At 49.5% G+C, this 17,442-nt stretch carries 15 protein-coding genes; 11 read left to right on the top strand and 4 right to left on the bottom strand.

All coding sequences use genetic code 11. The features are described 5' to 3' along the window. Window positions 1-531: 531 nt before the first annotated feature. Window positions 532-1,407, bottom strand: a complete 876-nt coding sequence (gene galU, locus BZJ21_RS13630; RefSeq protein WP_077670066.1) for a UTP--glucose-1-phosphate uridylyltransferase GalU — start codon at window positions 1,405-1,407, stop codon at window positions 532-534. Between the two features lie 477 nt (window positions 1,408-1,884). Here galU and BZJ21_RS16350 point away from each other — a divergent pair, with 477 nt between their 5' ends. From BZJ21_RS16350 to BZJ21_RS13595, 7 genes are all read left to right on the top strand, one after another. Beyond that, the gene (locus BZJ21_RS16350) at window positions 1,885-2,229 is read left to right on the top strand and encodes a hypothetical protein (protein WP_158075540.1); all 345 of its coding nucleotides are present in this window, start codon (window positions 1,885-1,887) and stop codon (window positions 2,227-2,229) included. Between the two features lie 79 nt (window positions 2,230-2,308). After that, window positions 2,309-2,998, top strand: a complete 690-nt coding sequence (locus tag BZJ21_RS13620; protein WP_077670065.1) for a YjbF family lipoprotein — start codon at window positions 2,309-2,311, stop codon at window positions 2,996-2,998. After that, on the top strand, window positions 2,991-3,734 hold the full coding sequence (locus BZJ21_RS13615) for a capsule biosynthesis GfcC family protein (protein ID WP_158075539.1): 744 nt from the start codon (window positions 2,991-2,993) through the stop codon (window positions 3,732-3,734). Before BZJ21_RS13620 ends, BZJ21_RS13615 begins: the two co-directional genes overlap by 8 nt. Continuing rightward, on the top strand, window positions 3,734-5,917 hold the full coding sequence (locus tag BZJ21_RS13610; protein WP_077670063.1) for a YjbH domain-containing protein: 2,184 nt from the start codon (window positions 3,734-3,736) through the stop codon (window positions 5,915-5,917). The genes BZJ21_RS13615 and BZJ21_RS13610 overlap by 1 nt, the downstream gene beginning before the upstream one ends. A gap of 55 nt (window positions 5,918-5,972) precedes the next feature. Beyond that, complete coding sequence (wecA, locus tag BZJ21_RS13605) at window positions 5,973-7,067, top strand: UDP-N-acetylglucosamine--undecaprenyl-phosphate N-acetylglucosaminephosphotransferase (protein ID WP_077670062.1); 1,095 nt, start codon at window positions 5,973-5,975, stop codon at window positions 7,065-7,067. A gap of 419 nt (window positions 7,068-7,486) precedes the next feature. Further along, window positions 7,487-7,792, top strand: coding sequence for a PTS fructose transporter subunit IIB (locus tag BZJ21_RS13600; RefSeq protein WP_077660274.1), 306 nt, complete (start codon window positions 7,487-7,489; stop codon window positions 7,790-7,792). Continuing rightward, window positions 7,789-8,553, top strand: coding sequence for a PTS sugar transporter subunit IIA (locus tag BZJ21_RS13595; RefSeq protein WP_077670061.1), 765 nt, complete (start codon window positions 7,789-7,791; stop codon window positions 8,551-8,553). The genes BZJ21_RS13600 and BZJ21_RS13595 overlap by 4 nt, the downstream gene beginning before the upstream one ends. Here the strand turns inward: BZJ21_RS13595 and BZJ21_RS13590 are convergent. Further along, complete coding sequence (locus BZJ21_RS13590; protein WP_236719569.1) at window positions 8,544-9,374, bottom strand: AraC family transcriptional regulator; 831 nt, start codon at window positions 9,372-9,374, stop codon at window positions 8,544-8,546. The two genes, BZJ21_RS13595 and BZJ21_RS13590, sit on opposite strands and share 10 nt — an antisense overlap. Window positions 9,375-9,655: 281 nt before the next feature. On the opposite strand from BZJ21_RS13590, the gene BZJ21_RS13585 reads away from it, so the two are divergent. Further along, entirely contained in the window at window positions 9,656-11,566 is a 1,911-nt protein-coding gene (locus tag BZJ21_RS13585) for a PTS fructose transporter subunit IIABC (RefSeq protein ID WP_077670059.1), read from the top strand. Window positions 11,567-11,686: 120 nt separating this feature from the next. Next, window positions 11,687-12,895 carry a mannose-6-phosphate isomerase, class I gene (manA, locus tag BZJ21_RS13580; protein ID WP_077670058.1) on the top strand — a complete coding sequence of 403 codons (1,209 nt, stop codon included), beginning with the start codon at window positions 11,687-11,689 and terminating at the stop codon, window positions 12,893-12,895. Window positions 12,896-13,152: 257 nt separating this feature from the next. Here manA and BZJ21_RS13575 read toward each other — a convergent pair whose 3' ends face one another. Further along, the gene (locus BZJ21_RS13575) at window positions 13,153-14,157 is read right to left on the bottom strand and encodes an NAD-dependent epimerase (RefSeq protein ID WP_077670057.1); all 1,005 of its coding nucleotides are present in this window, start codon (window positions 14,155-14,157) and stop codon (window positions 13,153-13,155) included. Between the two features lie 655 nt (window positions 14,158-14,812). On the opposite strand from BZJ21_RS13575, the gene galE reads away from it, so the two are divergent. Together galE and BZJ21_RS13565 are read left to right on the top strand one after the other, a co-directional pair. Beyond that, window positions 14,813-15,823 (top strand): UDP-glucose 4-epimerase GalE, encoded by a 1,011-nt coding sequence (gene galE / locus BZJ21_RS13570; RefSeq protein WP_077670056.1) that lies wholly within the window; start codon window positions 14,813-14,815, stop codon window positions 15,821-15,823. A gap of 113 nt (window positions 15,824-15,936) precedes the next feature. Beyond that, window positions 15,937-16,560, top strand: a complete 624-nt coding sequence (locus tag BZJ21_RS13565) for an MraY family glycosyltransferase (protein ID WP_077670055.1) — start codon at window positions 15,937-15,939, stop codon at window positions 16,558-16,560. Here BZJ21_RS13565 and BZJ21_RS13560 read toward each other — a convergent pair. Then, a partial coding sequence (locus tag BZJ21_RS13560; protein WP_101494597.1) for an ISAs1 family transposase occupies window positions 16,491-17,442 on the bottom strand: 952 nt, incomplete at its 5' end. The genes BZJ21_RS13565 and BZJ21_RS13560 overlap by 70 nt on opposite strands.

Below are 17,442 nucleotides of genomic sequence, written 5' to 3'. Positions count from 1 at the left end.
GAGGCTGCTCTTCCCCGTACTCCGTAAGCGAAGCGCTCTGTATTCAAGATCCCGAATACCGATGACGGAATACAGAGTACAGAAAGAGCAAGAGCCCCGATGCAAGCGCGATCTGCTCTATCTAGTCTCTTGTCTCTAGAAGCGAAGCGTCTCGGCTCTCTTCCTTCTCCGGTTGCTCACTTAAACCCGGCACCGCTTGGCAAAACGTGCACTCTTCATTATCCACCGAGGCTGTATGTTAACGGAGCAACGCTAAGCAGCCTAACCAAAAGTGCCTGTCCCGATAACTAGAATCATCAACGTTAGAACCAGCGTAGTTCGGTATAAGCGCCAGAACAGTACCAGTAATTATCGTAGTATCGGCCGCGCGCCCGTTGCACGGCGCCATCAGACATTAGGGCTAAAGATTAACCTCGATCGTGATAAAAGTGTCTGTCCTCATAAAATGATAAAAGTGTCTGTCCTCATAAAATGAGCGTTAAAAAAAGCGCCATTAAGGCGCCATAATCGGTCAATAAGAAGAGTCTTTCGTTACGCGGGGACAGTCGCCTCTTGCTTTTGCTCAGCGCTTTCGGTTGGCTTACTGAGATATACATGCTGATACGCGTAGTTTGTGGCTTCAATGTAGCCTTCAACCGAACCACAATCGAATCGCTCGCCCTCAAATTCATACGCAAGCACACAGCCGCGTTTCGCTTGTTCGAGTAAGGCGTCAGTGATTTGGATTTCGCCACCTTTGCCTGGCTGCGTGTTTTCCAAAATATCAAAAATATCCGGCGTCAGAATATAGCGACCAATGATCGCCATATTACTCGGTGCCTCTTCTGGCGCGGGTTTTTCGACCATGTTGTCCACCCGGAACAAACCTGATTCTAACTTGCTGCCACTAATTACCCCGTACTTATGCGTCTCAGTTTCGGGAACACGTTGCACCGCCACAATCGAGCAACGATAGTGGTTGTATAGCTCCACCATTTGCTTAAGCACAGTGTCACCACCAAGATTCAAGCAAAGATCGTCCGCTAGCACGACGGCGAATGGGTTATCTCCCACCAGCTGTTTACCCGTCAGAATCGCATGGCCTAACCCTTTCATTTCATTTTGGCGAATGTAGGTGTATGAGGCAGATTGGATCAGCGCACGAACATCCGTCAGTAAGGCTTCTTTTTTGGTGCCACTGATTTGATGCTCGAGTTCGTAGTTTTTATCAAAATGATCCATCAAAGCATGCTTGCCCCGGCCTGTCACAATACCCATATGTTGCACGCCAGCTTGAATCGCTTCATCCACGCCGTACTCGATCAATGGCTTATTTACCACCGGCATCATTTCTTTAGGCATTGACTTAGTCGCGGGCAAAAAACGGGTGCCATAGCCCGCAGCCGGAAATAAACAGTGCTTAATCACAAAGGTTCCCCGTAAATACTTCATTTACATACATTACAACAGAAAGCAAGAGAGCGGCGCAATAGGTAGCGAGGCTAGCATACCGATAGCGAAATACAGAGTACAGAAAGAGCAATAGCCCCGATGCAAGCACGAGGCGGCTCTATCTAGTTTCTAGCCTCTAGAAGCGAAGCGTCTCGTCTCTTCCCCGTACTCCGTAAGCGCAGCGCTCCGTATTCAAGATCCCGAATACCGATGACGGAATACAGAGTACAGAAAAAGCAAAAAACCCAATGCAAGCACGATCTGCTCTATCTAGTTTCTAGCCTCTAGAAGCGAAGCGTCTCGTCTCTTTCCCTTGCTCTTCCGCACATTTAAGATGAAAGATCTGTGATGTGTGCGGTATTTATTTTACTTCTCGCCGTATAGCCATTAGAGTTTACAGGTGTCTGCGTTTGCAGACGTTTTTGTATTAATGCAAAAATCATGGAGAGACGAATGAAAAAAATTGCAACGGGTCTGATTGCTATGCTGTTCGCAGCAAGCACAATGGCCGCAACAGAAGCCGCGCCGGGAGCTGGCGCAAGTGGTGGTGGCGCTGGAGCAGGTGCTGGCGCGGGTGCCGGTACAAGTGCTAGCGCGGGTGCTGCTGGCGCAGGGGCTGGAGCCGGTGCGGGCGCTGCTGGTGCAGGTGCTGCTGGTGCGGCGGCAACAGGTGGCATTGCTGCTGGTACAGTTGCTGCTGGCGTCGCTGCTGCTGCGGCAGTTGGTGTGGCGGTTGCTGCTGCTAACAATGACGATAACAACACGTCAACTTCTGCTAGCGCTAACGCAAATAATTAAAGGCAATAGCCATTCAAGTAGCTGCAAAGCCGGCTTTGTAGCTACTTTTTAATCAATATAGCCCGTCAACCAATAACCTATGAATAAGCCCTTCTTTTCCATTTCAGCTATTTTTATCGCGCTCACAATAACTGGGTGCACGCAGCGCATACAAGATCTCAGTGATTCGTTTAAATTCGCTTATCAAGGCTTTCCCGATGCGCAAAAAAGCTGGGACGAGATCAACGTACTGCCCTATGCCAGCCTTTATGCACAACTCGATAACGGGCCACGAGGTTTTATGGTACTGGCCTTTGCTGAGCCTAGCCAACATCCGAGCCCAAATTTAAAATGGTTATCGGGCGACCATGAAATGATCGTCACCCGCAACAGCCGCATTGTAAAAACGGTTAACTTTGCTGAAGGTAATCTCACCGCCACCCAAGTGAGTAGCCCTGATCCACTCAGTGTTGGCTTGAATACCCTTTCCATGCCACACACATGGTCACGCACCATTGACTGGCAACCAGGCAATCACAGTGGCTACCGAGCCGATTCCACCTTTAAGCGCGGCAAACCACAAAATACTTCCGTGAATGGCACACCCGTGGCAACAACGCACTATACCGAATATGTCACCCTTCCGGCACTCGATATTCAATATACCAATGACTATTGGATCGCTAACGACACGGGCAAAATCATCAAATCCTATCAACATCTCGCACCGGGGCTACCGGCGGTAACACTGACGCATTTAAAGCCATATCAAGGAGACGAAGGTGATTAATTATCAGGTGATTAAACGCGGATTATGTGCCGCCGTCTTGCTAATCGTTCTCCCAGCCAAGGCCAATGTGCTCACTGCCAATCAAGATATTGCGCTGTCGTTCACGCAGCCACCGCGCCTGGCTGAAGCGGTACTAACTATCACTCAAGCCCAACACCGCTCACTTGATGATGTCTATTGGCCCGCCGCCGGGCTTTACCAACGCGGCAGTGAAAAAGCCAAGCAAATTGCCGATTTGCAACCGGTTCGTCATCAAATCGCTGTCAATACCGGCACAGTAAAAAAACAATGGCAAAAGCTTTATCAGGCACTCAACAAAATGGCGGTTGGCGAGCGTATACCCGGCACGGTTGACCCCGACATCACCCGCATCACCCCCAATACCAATCCGGTGTTAAAAGGGAATTGGCACGTGCAACTGCCTAAACGACCAACAAACGTAACAGTGCTCGGCGCGGTGGATAAACCTGGTGACTATCCTTGGGGCGAGCGATACGCCGCCAGTGATTACATCCAGCAAGCCAAGGTAGACACCTTAGGCATCTCTCACGTGTGGGTGATCAGCGCCACCGGTGAGCGCGCCCAATATCCAATTGCTTATTGGAATCACCAGCATCGCGATATTCTGCCAGGCTCGGTGATTTATATCCCCTTGCCCAGCAAAACTATTAAAGGCCAAGCGATCGCGCCTAACCAGCATGTCCTGGCATATTTACAAAACAGGTTAATCCCATAATGATGTCTCTTTCTTCTGCATCCGGACGCCTTCTACTGTCTGCGGTGGCATTAGCCGTTAGCCATGCCGTGTCAGCCGACAGCTTCGATTATCCCGAGCTTGTCCATTCACAAACCGATTTTGGTGGCGTGGGCCTGATGCAAATGCCCACCGCGCGCACGGCTCCCGACGGGGAATTTACCCTAGGCAGCACCTACAACGAAGACTATGTGCATTTTAATACCTCGCTCCAGTTGTTTCCTTGGCTAGAAACCACGGTCCGCTATACCCAGGTGCATGACTTACTCTATAGTAACGACCCGGACTTTAGCGGCGATACTAAATACACCGACAAAAGCATTGATGCCAAGTTACGCCTGTGGCAAGAAAGCTACTGGTTACCCGAGCTCGCCGTTGGTGTGCGCGATATCGGCGGCACCGGGTTATTTGATGGCGAATACCTAGTCGGCTCCAAACGCGCCGGCCCGTTTGATTTCTCACTCGGCGTTGGCTGGGGTTATATGGGTAATCGCGCCGACCTCACCGGCGATAAAAACCAATCGGTGGATTGTGGCCGTGACACCACCTACTCCGGCAAAGGCGGCAGTGTTGACGTCAACCGCATGTTTACCGGCTGCACCGCGTTATTTGGTGGGGTGGAATACCAAACCCCCTATGCGCCGCTAAGCCTAAAGCTTGAATACGACGGTAACGATTACAAAGCCGATTTTATTAGCACCAAAACCGGCATTCCGATGGAGGTCAACAGCCCTTGGAATGTGGGAGCAGTATACCGTTTTGGCGATTGGGGGGCGGCGCGGTTAGCCTACGAGCGCGGCGCGGTGATCACCGCGGGATTAAGCCTGCATACCAACTTTAATCAAGTCAGTCCCTTTTGGCTTGACGATAAAGCGCCAAGTTATCGTCCAACCGCCAAACAAGCAGATTTAAGCGACGACCAATGGCAAGCCTTGAGCCACCAACTTGCCAGTGTAGCTGGGTATCAAGATAACCACGTGCAATTTGATGGTGATACCGTCACAGTGGCAGGCACTCAAAGCAAATACCGCAACCAAGATACCGCCCAAACGCGCGCGGCCACCCTGATTGCTAATACCGGCATTGACGCCAAACAATACCGGATTATTGACCAAGCCGAACGTCAGCCCATCACTGAAACCGTGATTGATGCCAACACCTATGCCGCCGTCGCCACCAACAGCTATGTGGGCGCAAACCCTGACGATGCACGCACGCGCCAGCAGCCGCAACCCACATCGGGCACCGAAAAAGCCAACCTGCGCGATAATGTTGATGCCGGTCTCGCCCCTGTGTTTGTGCAATCGTTTGGCGGCTCAGAAGACTTTTACATGTACTCACTAGGTGTGACTGGCAACGCCGCCACCCGATTAGGCGATCACCTTATTGCCTCGTCTAGCGTGTATGTCAACATTGCCGATACCTACGACAAATTTAAGTACACAGTGCCGCCCGATGGCACCGATCTTAAGCGGGTGCGCACGCTCAATCGACAGTACTTAGAAGACACAGTGCGCGTCACCAATGTGCAACTGACCTACTTAGATCACTGGGGTGATAACTGGTACACCCAAACCTATGGCGGCTACTTAGAGACCATGTTTGCCGGTGTCGGCGGCGAAGTGCTTTACCGCCCTATGAATAGCCAGTTCGCGATTGGGCTTGATGCCAACTACGTCAAGCAACGCGAGCCCGGCTCGGCGTTTGGGCTATTTAAAAACGAATATCAACCTGCAGAAAATGGCAACCGAGGATTCCGGGTACAAACCGGCACCACCACTGGCCACGCTACCCTTTACTGGCAAAACCCGCTAGGCTTATTTAATGGCACATTAGCCAAAATAAGCGCCGGTCGCTATTTAACAGAAGATGTCGGCGTGACAGTAGATATCGCCAAGCAGTTTGATAGCGGGATCACCGTGGGCGCGTACGCCAGCAAAACCGACTTGTCCGCAGAAGAGTTTGGCGAAGGCAGCTTTACCAAGGGCTTTTATGTCTCGATACCGTTTGATTTGCTCTCGGTTAAACCGACCACCTCGCGTGGCGGGCTCTCTTGGCAGCCACTGCAGCGCGATGGCGGGCAAAAACTTAACCGCAAATACTCGCTTTATGAAGTAACCGATGGTCGTGCTCCTTGGTTTACGCGACCAAGCAACAGAGATTAAATTGGATGGTGGCCTATAATAAAAACACGCGGCCGCCCACTAAAAGGAAAATACCGTGATTATTTCATTCGTCGATTTGGCTTTACTGTTATTTTTTTCCACGGCCTCATTGTTTGTGCTAAGAAAACTAGCCAAACATGTAGGCTTGGTCGATAAACCGGATCAGCGTAAGCACCATGCTGGCGCCGTTCCCTTAGTTGGCGGACTGGCAGTGTGTTTGTCACTGGTTTACTTTATTGTTAACAACCCAGATGTAATCCCCCACAGTAGTTTATACGCAAGCTGTATGCTGATTTTGGTGGCGATTGGTGTCTTGGATGATAAGTTCGACCTCGACTTTAAACTGCGCATCGGTGTGCAGGCAGCGTTAGCCATTGCCATGATGGTGCTGGGTGATATCGAGCTAAGTCGCTTAGGCAATATTTTTGCTACGGGACGTGTGCACCTCGACACCCTCGGTTATGGGCTTACCATACTTGCAGTGATTGGTGCTATTAATGCGTTTAATATGGTGGATGGTATTGATGGCTTATTAGGTGGGCTAGCGACCGTCACCTTTGTCAGTTTAGGCGTTTTGCTATATCTGAACGGCCATCAATCAATGGCATATCTGTGTCTTGTTATCACTGTGATTATGGCACCGTATCTATTATTTAACCTAGGTGTATTGGGGCGAGAGCGAAAAGTGTTTATGGGCGATGCCGGTAGTATGCTGATTGGCTTTACTGTGATTTGGTTTTTACTGCTTGCCAGCCAACACCCCACTAATGCTGCGATACGCCCTGTGACCGGATTATGGCTGATTGCTCTGCCTTTGATGGATATGACGGCGATCATGTTCCGGCGCGCAAAACGTGGCGACTCGCCTTTTAAGCCGGACCGAGAGCATTTGCACCATATATTTCAGCGTGTGGGCTTATCACCCCGACAAACCCTGGCCGCCATCTGTTTACTCGCGACCAGCTTTGCCGGCATCGGCATCATTGGCGAACTGCTTCAAGTACATGAAAGCATCATGTTCGCCAGCTTCTTATTTTGTTTTGCGCTTTACTGCATGATGCTTCGCCATATTTGGCGGGTAACCACCTTTATTCGCGCAAAGCTGGGGAAGAATGAATTTGGTGAGAAGGTTGGAGAGGCTAGAAACTAGAGACTAGAGACTAGAGACTAGAGACTAGAGACTAGAGACTAGAGACTAGAGACTAGAGGCTAGAGGCTAGAAAGATCCTAGGGTCCTGGGCCCTAGGAAAAGATAACGGAATACGGAATACGGAAAGAGCGTAGAGCCTCAATGCGAGCACCAGCTGCTCTTTTCAGTATTCTGTAAGCGAAGCGCTCTGTATTCAAGATCCCGAATACCGATGACGGAATACAGAATACAAAGAGAGCAAAAGCGCAGATGCGAGTACGAGGCCGTCCTTTTCCGTACTCCGTAAGCGAAGCGCTCTGTATTCAATATCCTAAATAACGATTGCTGAATACAGAGTACATAAAAAGTAAAACCCCCAATGCAAGATACAAGCACTGGAAGATTCTAACTACTCAACCAACAATGACGTTTCAACCACTATGACCAACATCGTCGCAATTACCGCTTGTCCGACTGGTATCGCCCACACTTACATGGCGGCTGAGCAGCTTGAGAAAGCCGCCAAAAGTCTTGGTATTCAGATAAAGGTGGAAACCCAAGGGGCAATGGGGATTGAAAATGCCTTATCACTCGACGAGATCATGAAAGCAGAGTGCGTGGTTATTGTCTCTGATATCGAGCTAGAAAAAGCAGAAAGGTTGAGTCACTCAACCATTGTTCGCCTTGCCATGGAAGACGTTCTCACGGATGCGAAAGCGGCGCTACAAACGCAACTTTCCCTATGACGGGCGCATTTGTCTGCTTTTCGGCGCCGCTGCAAGGTTTAGTCAGCTGGCAAATGAGCGAGTTGGCAAGGCTATGCTCGCTGTTTAGTGGAAAAAGCACCTTTGTGAATGTCAGCAAAGACTGCACATCAGCGACCACCGACACTTTATCCATGCTTGCCACGGGCACCCAGCCCAATGATATTTGCCTGCTTCTGATTGAGGGAGCAGATGCCGAGCTAATGTGCTTAGTGCTCGCTGAGTACGTCAGTAAGCACTGGCATTTACTCAGCACCTCTGCCTTTACTGCTGCCGCAAACAATCCGTTAGACACGCCATCGCACTTCGCGCATCCAAATCTGCGCGTTGAAGGATTACACACCCAAGCGACACAGTGTGAATCGCTGTTTAGGGAGATCGTTGAACGCGTCGCGGAAAAAGACACATCAATGCAAGCTCATGCTGCTTTTATGGCGCGAGAAGCGCATTCATCCACCTACCTTGGCGATCAGGTTGCACTCCCTCATATTATTGATAGCAGCGTCCCTCATCCCGCCATCATAGTCACTCGCTGTCAGCCAGCGATGACCTGGTTGAATCAAGAATCGGTTTCACTGTGTATTGCGATCGCGGTTCCCAGCGACATCGAGCGTACGACACTACGCGCCATCAGCCGCCTGTCTCGCCGTTTGTCTTCATCCGCATTTCGGCGCTGGTTAACACACTGTGATGACATTCCTACCCAAATTGCGATGCTAGATGCCGCCTTAGATCAGGATTGATGACTGAGCCGTCGATATTCAGAAGGGGTCTTGCCCGTTCTCGCTTTGAACACGCGGCAGAAATAGTTCACATCATTAAACCCACAACGACAGGCAATATCGACTAATCGAAACTCATAACGCATCAACATAAATTTGGCTCGGTCAATGCGCACCCATACAATGTAATCTGCCAGTGTCATATGGCCATATTGTTTAAATAAACGTGACAGGTGGCTCGGGCTGATGTGGAAATGCGCGGCAATATCCGCACGCGAAAGGGCTTGCTGGTAATGCTCTTGAATGTAAATACAGATCCCCTGGTAGAGATCTTCCCCGCGAGAGTGGGCATTGAATATTGGTTTATCAACTAATTGATGGGTGTAGGCTAACAACGCCTTAATCAAATACCCATCGGTTAGCTGCTTGTTGGGCTCTTTCGCAAGCGCGTTTAGCGCTTCTAGAATGTTATCCACCGCAAAGCCTGCACGCATCGGCACGGAGAACTTCTGCACACCGTAAAATCCGGCCACGTTAGCGCGTTTATTCACAAGGCTAAACCCCAACTGCCGGCGGCCATACAGCAAACTCAGCACCGAGCATGAATGCTGCCAATCGGGTTTGTTCCAGCAGTTTGGCGCGATATAAAGCGCCTCGCCACCGACCAACGTGTGTGTTTTTACGCCCTCAGGCGTCGAGACAATATTGGTATATTGACCAGACACCACAATTTCTAAGCGTGGAAAGTTAACTTGATAGCTAAAAGGCTCAGGCACTTGCCAATCATTGGCAAAGATCACCCGACCGAACTGCTCGTCAGGTGATTTCAGTAGTTCAAGCAAATGAGAAAAGCTGGTAGGTGTCGAGGCTTTCTTATCATCCCTATCCGATCGTTTTCGGGCTCGCTGTCCAAAACGGTAAATGACCGCAAACGGCGTCAGTACGACGCATCAGCAACACCGCCATTATACCCATACGATCTGCCATTGCCGTTAATGAGCGAGATCACATTAAAAATGGTTGGGCACAATCATCCAGTAAATGCTATTTCTCTGCACTATTTTCCAGCCGCATACGGGCGCAAACTGATCACCATGTTCACACGAATCGGCAGGAGCCCATCATGATATCTGAACTGATCAACGAGCGCTTGATACGTCTCAACCTCGACGCCACCAGCAAGCAAGATGTATTTAATGAACTGAGCCAAGCATTGGTCGACAATGACCGTGTTAGTGATAAAGCCGCATTTATCGCGGATGTGAATGCGCGCGAAGCCCTGGGTAATACGGGCTTTGAAGCGGGCATCGCGCTTCCTCATGCAAAAAGTGACGCCGTTACCAAACCCGGTGTGGTCATCGGTATTAGCCGAGACGGCATCGATTACGGTGCAGAAGATGGCGAGCGGTCTCATATCTTTTTTATGATTGCCTCTCCCACTAACGGTGGCGACCATCATATTGAAGTGCTGGCTTCCCTTTCTTCCAAACTTATTGAGCCAGGATTCACGCAAGCGCTGCTTGCAGCCAACACGCCCAGTGAGGTCATGACCCTGCTGACTCAGCCCAGCAAAGAAAGCAATAATACCGGACCGAAAAAAGGCCTTATTATTGGTGTAACCGGTTGTCCGGCGGGGGTGGCACATACCTATTTAGCGGCCGAAGCGCTTGAAAAAGCCGCTGACGAGCTGGGCTATGAGATAAAAGTAGAAACCAACGGCTCGATTGGGGTTAAAAACGCCCCCACACAAGACGACATATTACGCGCCGATGCAATTGTCGTTGCCTGTGATAAACAAACCGATATGACCCGCTTTAACGGCAAAGCTGTGGTCGAAGTCGGCGTTAAAGAAGCAATTCGCGACGGTAAAGGCTTAATCGAAAACGCACTTAATGCCAGCCCTTATCAAGCCGCGGGTACGTCCAAGCAAAGCACAAACACCAACGCACCGTCCACTGGCACCACAAACTGGCGGAGTAACTTATATCGCTATCTGATGAATGGGGTCTCGCACATGATCCCCTTTGTGGTCACTGGCGGGCTATTGATCGCCCTGTCTCTCGCCATTGGCGGTGAGCCGACGGAAGCGGGCATGGCCATTCCAGAAGGCAGTGCATGGCAACAAGTGCTCGATGTCGGTGTGATTGCCTTCCAATTAATGATCCCAGTGCTTGCCGGCTATATCGCCTATGCGATTGCGGATCGCCCGGCACTTGCGCCAGGGTTAATTGGTGGCTGGATAGCGAATACCGGCAGCTTTTACGGTGCTGAAGCGGGCACCGGCTTTATCGGTGCCATCATTGCGGGTTTACTCGTGGGTTACTTTGTCAAATGGGTCAGCGGAATTAATTACCATAAATTCCTCCAACCACTCGTCCCCATTATGATTGCGCCGATTACCGGTACCCTGTTTATCGCCGCGCTATTTATCTTTGTGATTGGGGCGCCCATTGCCAGCCTGATGGATTCACTTACCGCCATGCTCACCGCCATGAGCACCGGTAACTACATTTTATTAGGGATTGTACTGGGCGGCATGGCAGGCTTTGATATGGGTGGTCCATTCAATAAAGTGGCTTTTTTATTCTCTGTGGGGATGATTGCCAGCGGACAAACTCAATTTATGGGTGCGATGGCCTGTGCTATCCCAGTCGCTCCCCTAGGAATGAGTTTAGCAACCGTGCTAGGCCGTAAGCTTAATATCTTTGAAGCCACTGAACACGAAGCCGGTAAAGCGGCGGGGGCTATGGGCCTGGTCGGAATTTCAGAAGGGGCGATTCCCTTTGCCGCCCAAGATCCCATTGCGGTGATCCCCGCCAATATGATTGGTTCGATGGTGGCGGCGGTGATGGCCTTTGGATTCGGTGTGACTAACAGCGTGGCGCATGGTGGCCCCGTGGTGGCATTACTGGGCGCAATGAACAAACCTGTTATTGCCCTTATTTGTATGATTGCCGGCGCGGTGGTGACTGCATTGGTTTGCGTTAGCTTGAAGAAGGCACGCAAAGCCCAGTGGCTGCAATCAGCCGCTTAATTATGCTATAACCACACCATTATTATCACTTTCGGCCTCGCCAATCGGGGCCGATTTTCTCGTTTAAGAGTATATTTTCTCGTTTAAGACTATATTCTCTCGTTTAAGAGTACAGCTAGTATGAATAGCCCATTTCACTCACAGCCCTTTTTTTTAATGCGCAATCCCATTCAAACCTATCAATGGGGGAGCTGCACGGCTCTGCCAGCACTGTTTAATATTGCGAACCCCGACCAACAGCCGCAAGCTGAAATCTGGATGGGCGCGCACCCTAAAGCCAGCTCCGAGGTATACGTTGGCGAAGCTTGGCTGCCGCTTAATACCTTGATTGCGTCTGACCCGCAATCCGCCTTATCCGCTGAGATTTATCAACGCTTTGGTGAACTGCCTTTTCTATTCAAAGTGCTCGCCGCAGACACAGCGTTATCCATCCAGGTACACCCAAGCAAACAAGAAGCCGAACACGGCTATCAAAAAGAAAACCAACAAGGCATTTCCCTATCAGCCGCGCATCGCAACTACAAAGATCCCAATCACAAACCTGAACTGATTTATGCGCTGACCCCGTTTAAAGCGATGAACGGGTTTCGTCCCTATTCAGACATTGTTGCGAACATTGCAAAAATCAATCACGATTCGCTCAACCCAATTTTTCAAGCCTTTACCGATTCCCCGGCTGAAGACTCGCTACAAAGCGCCTTCGCTCAGCTATTAGCGCTTGAGGCAACTGATAAAACGGCAGCAGTAAACGCTTTAATGGCAGTGGCCAATCAAAACGCAACGGAAGCCCCCTTCGATACCATTATTGATTTGGCGACACAGTATCCAGGAGATGTCGGCCTCTTTGCGCCGTTATTGCTAAATGTCGTGACACTCGCGCCGGGGGAAGCGATGTTTTTGCACGCCCGCACCCCTCACGCTTACATTCAGGGTGTCGGACTCGAAGTCATGGCCAACTCCGACAACGTATTGCGAGCCGGACTCACCCCCAAGCATATCGATGTTGATGAGCTGATTGCCTGCACAAGCTTTGCTCCTATAGCAACGGCTAACATAACACTCGAACCGACACGCACTGACCAAGGAACGCATTACCCGGTCGCGGTGCCTGATTTTTCTTTTACGCATTACCTTCAGGTTGACGATCTCACATGCCATATGCACAGCGGTGAAATCATCTTCGCCATTGATGCCCCACTGACTGTTTCTCATGGCGACCACAAGCTGACCATTGAAAAAGGCGAGTCTATTTTTATACCGGCGTGTACGAGCGAGTATCAATTACACTGCCAGGGCGGCGCTGTGAGGGTGTTTAATCAGATAGGATAAATGAGGGTCTAGAATACGGAATACGGAATACGGAATACGGAATACGGAATACGGAATACGGAATACGGAATACGGAAAAAGCGTATTGTGCCTGGCTCTGGAGATAAAGTTCCTAGGGCCTAGGATCCTAAGTCCTAGGAACTGCTTTCCGTTTTTCCCGTATTCAAGACCCCGAATACCGATGACGGAATACAGAGTACAGAAAAAGCAAGAACCTCAATGCCAGTAAAAGGCCGTCCTTGTCCGTATTCAAGCTTTTATATTTGGTAAAAGTCTTTATACCACGCTACAAATTTCTCGACCCCTTCTTTCACGCCTACCTTGGGCATATAACCTGTAGCCGCAAACAAATCTTGGGTATCGGCATAGGTTTGATACACATCACCCGGCTGCATGCCGCGGAAGTTTTTCTTCGCCTCAATGCCCAGCTCAGATTCAATCGCTTGGATAAAATCCATTAGATTAATCGGGCTGCCGTGGCCAATATTATACACCGCATAAGGGGCCGAGCTTGACGCCGGCGAGCCGCTTTCTACCGTCCAATCATCATCGCGCGTGGGCACCACATCAGCAATCCGTACCACGCCTTCAACAATGTCATCCACATAGGTAAAGTCACGCCACATATCGCCGTGGTTATTAATGTCGATGGTTTCCCCATCAAGGATTTTCTTGGTGAAGATAAACGGCGCCATATCTGGACGGCCCCAAGGGCCATATACGGTAAAAAAGCGCAAACCTGTGGTGGGAATATCGTAAAGATGCGAATAGCTGTGTGCCATGAGCTCATTGGATTTTTTAGTCGCGGCATACAGCGATACGGGATGGTCTACCGAGTGGCTTGTCTCAAACGGCACCTTAGCATTCAAGCCATATACCGAGCTTGACGAGGCATAGACCAGGTGCTCAATCTGGTGATGTCGACATCCTTCGAGAATGTTTAAATGTCCAACAAGATTAGAATCAGCATAGGCATGCGGGTTTTCCAGCGAATAACGCACACCCGCCTGAGCGGCGAGGTGGATCACGCGGTTGAAGTTGTGGGCCGTAAACAAGTCAGAAACTGCATCACGATCGGCAATATCTACCCTAATGAAAGTGAAATTCGCTTCAGGAATTGTATCTAAGCGCGCCTGCTTGAGTGACACATCATAATAATCGTTGAGGTTGTCTATCCCAACCACCTGATGTCCCTGTGTTAGCAGCTTTTGTGCTACCGCACTACCAATAAACCCAGCCACTCCGGTAACTAATATTTTCATTGTTGTTCCTTTATTTTTCACGCCGGTGCACTGATACGTACAACCACTCAGTGCCGAGATTATCTTACAGCGCATTCGCATAGTGCAAGGAATTGGGAAACGGAATACAAAAAAACCTAGTGCCTGTCCCCGCTCTTCTAGCCTAAGTCGGACAAGCACCATTGGCGTAGGTCGGCATAAGCGCCAGCACAATGTAAATCATGAATACCCAAGCCGGCCGCGCGCCCGTTGCACGGCGCCATCGGACATTAGTGGTTAAAATTCGCAAGGATCGTGACAGGTGCTGTAGATAAAGTTCCTAGGGCCTAGGATCCTGGGAACTGCTTCCCGACCTTCTCCGTATTCAATATCCCGAATCAAGGTTGGACAAACACCAATGGCACCATTGGCGTAGGTCGGCATAAGCGCCAGCACAATGTGAGTCATGAATACCCAAGCCGGCCGCGCGCCATCCGACATTAAAGCCAAATATTGACTTCGATCGTGACAGGCGCTGTAGATAAAATTCCTAGGATCCTAGGACCTAGGCCCTAGGCCCTGCTTTCCGCTCTTTCCCTAGGATCTAGGCCCTTTTTAGCTCTTCCCATTTCCCCCCGTATTCCGTATTCTGTCGCCCTAATTGGAAGATCTTGGTAACAAACTAGGCAGATAAAACATGAAAGTACTCGTCACCGGTGGCACGGGGTATATCGGCAGCCACACTTGCATTCAACTGATTGAGCAAGGCCACACGCCTGTTGTTATCGATAACCTGTGCAATAGCAAACAAATGGTGCTCGATCGCATTGAGCAAGTCACTGGCGTGCGACCGGCCTTTATGCAAGGCGATATCCGCGATAGTGCCTTTTTAAAGCGCGTGTTTACTGAATACGCTATTGACAGCGTTATTCACTTTGCCGGGTTAAAAGCTGTGGGTGAGTCGGTTGAAAAGCCACTGAAATACTACGACAACAATGTCTCCGGCACCCTAAACCTGGTGCGTGAAATGCAAGCGGCTAACGTCACATCACTCATTTTCAGCTCGTCCGCCACCGTGTACGGCGATCCCGCATCGGTACCAATCAAAGAAGACTTCCCCACCTCGGCCACTAACCCCTATGGCCGAAGCAAGTTGATAGTAGAAGAATGCTTGCAGGATTTTCACCATGCCAATCCAGATTGGAGCATCACTCTGCTGCGTTACTTTAACCCAGTCGGTGCGCATGAATCGGGATTACTGGGCGAAGATCCACAAGGCACACCCAATAACTTGCTGCCTTTTGTCGCACAAGTAGCAGTGGGCCGACGTGAAAAGCTGGGCGTATTTGGTAACGATTACGACACGCCTGACGGCACCGGCGTGCGAGATTATATTCATGTGGTCGATCTGGCCGATGGTCATTTAGCCGCGCTGGATAAAATGGCTCATCAACCTGGCACACATATTTTTAACCTCGGCACCGGCCAAGGCAACAGTGTGTTAGAAATGGTGCATGCGTTTGAAGCCGCAGCAAAACGTCCAATCCCTTACGAAATTAAACCCCGCCGCGCCGGTGACATCGCCGAATGCTACGCTGATCCCACTTATGCCAAAGCAACACTCAGCTGGACCGCCACACGCGATCTGCAAACCATGGTTGAGGATACTTGGCGCTGGCAGTCGAAAAACCCGAATGGGTATGCATAGCATGCAAATAAGCGCGCAAAACATAGCCAAACTCACGCTAAAAATGCGCGTTTACTTCCTAAGTCTCTAGAACATCATTAAACTGGCAGCTGATTGACGTTGAGGGATACCACGTGCTCATACCATTTATCGAATTGGCCTTTCTATGCTTTTTTGCCTTCTGCTCTTTATTTGTCATTCGCAAGGTGGCAAAGACGATTGGCCTAGTCGATGTACCTTCAGGCCGAAAACAGCACACGGATAACGTGCCTCTAGCAGGTGGCATCGCGACCAGCATCACACTTTTGTATTTTGTCTTTAACAATGCTTTTTTGCTTCACTCACCCATGTTGTACACCGCCTGTATTATCACGCTTGTGACTATTGGTGCGTTAGACGATAAATTCGATATCAGCTATAAGATTCGTTTATTTGTGCAAGCGGTGCTATCTATTGCGATGATGTGGCTAGGCGGGCTTGAGTTATCGAGTTTGGGTAACTTATTTGGAACAGGCCAGATTGAGTTAGGGATCGCTGGCTATATTGTGACAGTGTTTGCTGTTGTTGCCGCCATTAATGCCTTTAATATGGTGGATGGCATTGATGGGCTGCTAGGTGGGTTATCAATTGTGACCTTTGGCGGATTAGCTATACTTCTTCTCCCACGGAAAACGCATGAACATCCGCGTCATGAAAGGCTTCCCAGCACGGTCGCCAAGTACTCTTGGTCCATCGCGCACATCATTCGCTTGCGTTGAATGCCGGCTTTGAAACTCTTCTCTTGCTTTAATAAATTCAAAACCATTTGCCTTATTCGTGCAAAAACTTCAGCTCGGTCATCTACCCTAATTCGGCAGGCATCTTCTTTTAATCCAACATCGAGTTGCCAATGCATTGATTCAATTAGCCAGTGCGAGCGAGTAGCATCATGAAGCTCTTTCGCTGTCAGTGCTTTTGAACTTATATAATAGCGCACAGAAATATCGGATTCGTCGGCGTGTTTGCCTTCTTGTCGAACACTCACCATGATGCCCATCGTTTTTAGTTCAGGCCAATCATAAGCCAAATCACCTAATACACTTAAATCGGTATTGATGAGTGCACATCGTGTTTCTAAACGTCCATGTGATTTCTCTTGTGATGAGTAGCTATCACCATCAAAGTTTTGAAGCATTGAAGGCCGGTAATAATTATCAAACGCTTTGTCTAACTTACCTTGGTTTCCTTTAACAGCGAGCAAATAATCGGCATTTTTATTAATGATTTTTTGTGCGATTTTTCGCTGACAACCCATGGCATCTATAGTAATTAAACATCCAGAAATGTCGAGCAATTCCAGCAGCTTAGGTATTTCAGTGATCTCATTGGTTTTACTATTTACTTTTGACTGTCCGAGGCATACACCGTTTGCGGTTGCGAACGCATTAACCATATGAATCGCAGCTTGGTCTGTTGCTCGGTTATATGAACCCCTCAGTGTTTTTCCATCAATGGCAACTACTTCACCATCCGTTAATTCATGACACGATTTCATCCATTCGATGAAGGCTTTTTGTAATGCTTTTGTACTGATGGTTCCCATCACTCTTGCAATCGTATCTGCCGAGGGTGATGTTTTACCTGAGAAGCCAAAGCGTAAT

The sequence above is a fragment of the Salinivibrio costicola subsp. alcaliphilus genome, assembly GCF_001996185.1.
Taxonomy (GTDB): domain Bacteria; phylum Pseudomonadota; class Gammaproteobacteria; order Enterobacterales; family Vibrionaceae; genus Salinivibrio; species Salinivibrio costicola.
Note: the sequence above shows the minus strand (reverse complement) of the source record. Positions and strands in the feature narration are given on the sequence as shown.

Coding starts and splice junctions, on each gene's coding strand:
- BZJ21_RS13585 (WP_077670059.1), top strand. CDS start 9,656: ATGATATCTGAACTGATCAACGAGCGCTTGATACGTCTCAACCTCGAC.
- BZJ21_RS13595 (WP_077670061.1), top strand. CDS start 7,789: ATGACGGGCGCATTTGTCTGCTTTTCGGCGCCGCTGCAAGGTTTAGTC.
- BZJ21_RS13610 (WP_077670063.1), top strand. CDS start 3,734: ATGATGTCTCTTTCTTCTGCATCCGGACGCCTTCTACTGTCTGCGGTG.
- manA (WP_077670058.1), top strand. CDS start 11,687: ATGAATAGCCCATTTCACTCACAGCCCTTTTTTTTAATGCGCAATCCC.
- BZJ21_RS13575 (WP_077670057.1), bottom strand. CDS start 14,157: ATGAAAATATTAGTTACCGGAGTGGCTGGGTTTATTGGTAGTGCGGTA.
- BZJ21_RS13600 (WP_077660274.1), top strand. CDS start 7,487: ATGACCAACATCGTCGCAATTACCGCTTGTCCGACTGGTATCGCCCAC.
- BZJ21_RS13620 (WP_077670065.1), top strand. CDS start 2,309: ATGAATAAGCCCTTCTTTTCCATTTCAGCTATTTTTATCGCGCTCACA.
- galE (WP_077670056.1), top strand. CDS start 14,813: ATGAAAGTACTCGTCACCGGTGGCACGGGGTATATCGGCAGCCACACT.
- BZJ21_RS16350 (WP_158075540.1), top strand. CDS start 1,885: ATGAAAAAAATTGCAACGGGTCTGATTGCTATGCTGTTCGCAGCAAGC.